Annotated in this window: 4 protein-coding genes; all 4 read right to left on the reverse strand. The window is 70.6% G+C overall.

The genetic code is table 11. The annotated features are described in order from the left end of the window. Window positions 1–13: 13 nt before the first annotated feature. The 4 genes from KGQ19_RS48035 to KGQ19_RS48050 all read right to left on the reverse strand — a co-directional run bounded on the left by KGQ19_RS48035 (window position 14) and on the right by KGQ19_RS48050 (window position 3,366). On the reverse strand, window positions 14–1,042 hold the full coding sequence (locus KGQ19_RS48035; protein WP_212022251.1) for a hypothetical protein: 1,029 nt from the start codon (window positions 1,040–1,042) through the stop codon (window positions 14–16). Continuing rightward, window positions 1,039–1,401 (reverse strand): PadR family transcriptional regulator, encoded by a 363-nt coding sequence (locus tag KGQ19_RS48040; protein ID WP_212022253.1) that lies wholly within the window; start codon window positions 1,399–1,401, stop codon window positions 1,039–1,041. The genes KGQ19_RS48035 and KGQ19_RS48040 overlap by 4 nt, the downstream gene beginning before the upstream one ends. Beyond that, window positions 1,385–2,260, reverse strand: coding sequence for a nucleotidyl cyclase domain-containing protein (locus KGQ19_RS48045; RefSeq protein WP_212022255.1), 876 nt, complete (start codon window positions 2,258–2,260; stop codon window positions 1,385–1,387). The genes KGQ19_RS48040 and KGQ19_RS48045 overlap by 17 nt, the downstream gene beginning before the upstream one ends. 425 nt (window positions 2,261–2,685) lie before the next feature. Continuing rightward, window positions 2,686–3,366, reverse strand: a complete 681-nt coding sequence (locus KGQ19_RS48050) for a Crp/Fnr family transcriptional regulator (RefSeq protein ID WP_212022257.1) — start codon at window positions 3,364–3,366, stop codon at window positions 2,686–2,688. Between the last annotated feature and the right edge of the window lie 94 nt (window positions 3,367–3,460).

The following is a 3,460-nucleotide window of genomic DNA, read 5'->3' on the forward strand; positions in this document are numbered from 1 at the left end:
CCTGACAGCCTCGTCACCCCACCACCGCCCCCGAACTCCCGGAACGCACTGAACGCCCGCCAAGGCGCTCCTTAAGCACCGCCAAAGCAGCGACCAACACCAGCCCCCCAGCGAAGAACGCCAGCGGGATCCGATCGCCGCCGACATAGTACGGACGCTGCGACGCCAGGATCAGGTCCGGGCCGATGGCCGCGGCCGCCACCACCGCCAGTGCCACCGGTCGCGCCGACGACCGGTATCCGAGGACGGCGACCGCGGCCACCGCGAGTGCGGCCAGGACCATGGCGTGCCGGTTCTCGGTCTGGCCCCAGCCCTGCAGGACGTCGAGCATCCGGATCGGCAGTCTGCTCTCCGGGCCGGGTGGCAGTGTCTTCTGCCCCTCGTACACCACGGCGCCCAGACCGAGCGCGGCCACCGTCCCGAGCAGGCCCGGGACGAGCGCGCGGCGGGCGTGGGCACCGCGGACCGCGAACAGCGCCGCGGTGACGATGCCGGCCAGCACCGTCTCCTCGCGCAGTGCCAGCTCCATCCCGTCGGTCAGGTAGGCCGACACCAGGAACGTCAGGAGGGCCAAGACCCGGGCCGCCCGCCACCGGCCGAGGGCGATCAGCCCCAGCACGGCTGACCAGCAGGCCGGGATCTCGGACGGGAGGATGTCGAGCCGGTCGCGGGGGCCGAGCACGAACACCGACGGGTCCGACCAGGTCCAGGTGATCGCCGGATTGGACCGGGCGTTCGCGACGATCATCGCCAGCTGCGTGAGGCCGACGAACGCCAGCAGCGCGGTCCCGGTCAGGGCCACGGTCCGCACCATCTCACCGGTCCGGGTGGTCACCAGGGCACCGTCGGCGGCGCGACCCAGCCGGGCCCGCGCACCGAGCCGGGCCAGGCTCAGCACCTCACGGAGTTCGGGGCGCGTCCGTCCTTCTTCGGCCCCTTCCATCAGAGTGCTGAGGAGTTCTTCTCCGCGGGCTTCCCTATAGGACTTCGGCAGTATCCGCAGAAGCCCCCTATAGCGCCGCTCCAACCGCTCGCCGCTCATACCGTCCCTCCCCCTCCCAGGACGGCGCGGAGCGCGCCCCGCTTCTTCAGCCGCTCCAGCGCCACCGAGGCCTGCTGCGCCAGGCGCTCCGCCTCGTCGGCGAGCACCTGCGCGCCGATGTCGGTGAGGCGGTAGTAGCGGCGCAGGCGGCCCGAGACCGTCTCCTCGCGGTCCAGGACCAGCAGGCCCTCGCCGGACAGCCGGTCCAGCGCGCCGTAGAGGGTGCCCACGCGCAAACTGGTCCGGCCGTCCGACAGGCGGGCGACCTCCTGGATGATCCCGTATCCGTGCAGCGGTCCGTCGACCAGCGCGGTCAGGATCTGGAAGGTCTGCTCCGTCCGGTTACTCGATGAACTCATGGTCGATATATATCGGCCGTCGAGCTATCGGCACAAGCCCCGCTGCCAGATCGGCCGCGCCGCCGACCAGGACCACGGTGCGCACTCCGAGGCCGGCCAGCTCGTCGAGCAGCGAGGCCTCGTCGGCCAGCACGACCGCCACCGGCCCTGCGGCACCGTCACCGGCACCGGCGCCGACCGGCGGGCCCGGCACCAGGTCCAGGTCCTCGACCAGCCCGGCCGCCGGAGCCCCGGCCACCGGAGCGTCCGGCAGCTCGGGCCCCTGCGGCACCCCCGATTCCGACCGCGCCACCCGGCGCGGCACCGGCAGCACCGCACCCCTGGTGAACAACTGGATCCAGCCGGGCACGTCGGCGGACTTCACCTGCACCCGGACCTGCTCGAAGGCCGCGGCGTCCAGACCGCCGTAGCCGTGGCGCAGCACTCCGTCGTGCACGCCCTCGGACACGATCAGCCCCACGGCCGCCGTGCTGTGCTCCATCGCCTCGCGCAACGGCCCGGCGTCGACCAGGCGGAAGGCCAGGTTGACGTCGTAACCGGCGTAGCCGTGCGCGTCGTGGTGCACCTCTCCGGCGTGCACCACCACCCGCAGCCGGAACCGCTGGCGCGGTGTGCGCCCGTCGTTGCCGTGCTCCAGCAGTTCGGCCAGCCGGGCCGGCATCCGGCCGAGCAGCAGCACCTTGGAGACCTCGGCGGAGACGAAGATCAGTACGCCGTCGCCGCGGTCCTCCCGGACGGTCTGCCGCCACGGGATTCCGGAATCCTCGAATGCGTCGCGCAGAGTGTCGTAAAGCGCGGCGCGAATAGCGAGTTGATCGACGTTGTCCCTGTCCGGTCGCGTGAACGAGACCACGTCCACGACGACGATCGACCGGTGGGTCGGCAGATTGGTGACGGCTTGCGGATTGAGTTGGTGGCTGATCGGTTGCGCATACCGCCCGTGCCTCTGACGCGGTGTCCTACCAGCGCGACTACGTGGTTCCAACGGCGTATTCATGAGAACAGGCCCTTGATGACGACCCTCCGTGCCCCCCGACATGTATCGCAAGGTACTCCGATGCGCAAGATCTCCGCACCAGCTATTTTACTAGTGCGGAAACGGATCCGTTCGGCATTAAAGCTATCGCCCGGCACTGACAAAAACCGGGCCCCTAGTACCCGCACATGCAGTTTCCCGAAGCCGCAAGTACGCATAACGAACTTGGCCCCGGGCCCGCGGTCGGCCGGACGCCCCGCGGCGGGCCGCAGAGCGTTGTCAGATAGTTATCAGGGGGCGACCGGCTATCAGCCGGCGACGCGACCGTTCTGCGCGACCACGCGCAGGGCCTTCTCGTCGAGCACGAGGATGCGCTGGCGCGCGCTGCGGATGACGCCCGCCTCGCGCAGCGTCCGCAGGGAGCGCGCGAGAGCCGGCACGCTGACCCCGGCCCAGCAGGCGATCTCCTCCTGCGTGAACACCGGCCGGTCCTGCCCGGCACCGGCATAGGAATGGATCTCAAGCAGCTTGTCGGCGACCGCGCCGAGGGCGACGGAGCCGTGCAGCTGGGTGCGATGGCGGTCGGCGTCGTGGAGCCGGTCGGCGAGGATGCGGAAGAGGGCCCGGGCTATGGAGGGGGTGCGCTCTGCGAGGTCCAGGAAGGCCTCTCCGCTCATCCCGCGGGCCTCGACGGTACTGCGGGCCCTGACGGTCGCGCTGCGCGGCCGCTCGGACAGGCTGGCCAACTCCCCCACCACATCGCCGGGGCCGCGGACCGCGAGGATCCGGGTGGCCCCGCCGGTGCTGTGCTGAATCACCGAGACCCACCCGGACTGGATGAAGAACACCCGGTGGGTGTCCTCCCCCTCGCCGGTCAGCGAGTCCCCGGGCCGGAACACCTGATAGACGGTCCGCGCACGGATCTCCTCGGCTGCCATAGCGTCGAGGAGATCCCAGAAGCGCCACTCGTCTTCGTCGTCAACCGCCATTCCCCGCAAACTAGCCCAGCACAGCCCGTAGGCAAAGCTCGGGTCCAGAGGAATGGCGGTTCCGCGCAGACGACTGTGTCCCCCGTGTCCCCGT

It is taken from the genome of Catenulispora pinistramenti, assembly GCF_018274385.1.
Classification (GTDB): Bacteria; Actinomycetota; Actinomycetes; order Streptomycetales; family Catenulisporaceae; genus Catenulispora; species Catenulispora pinistramenti.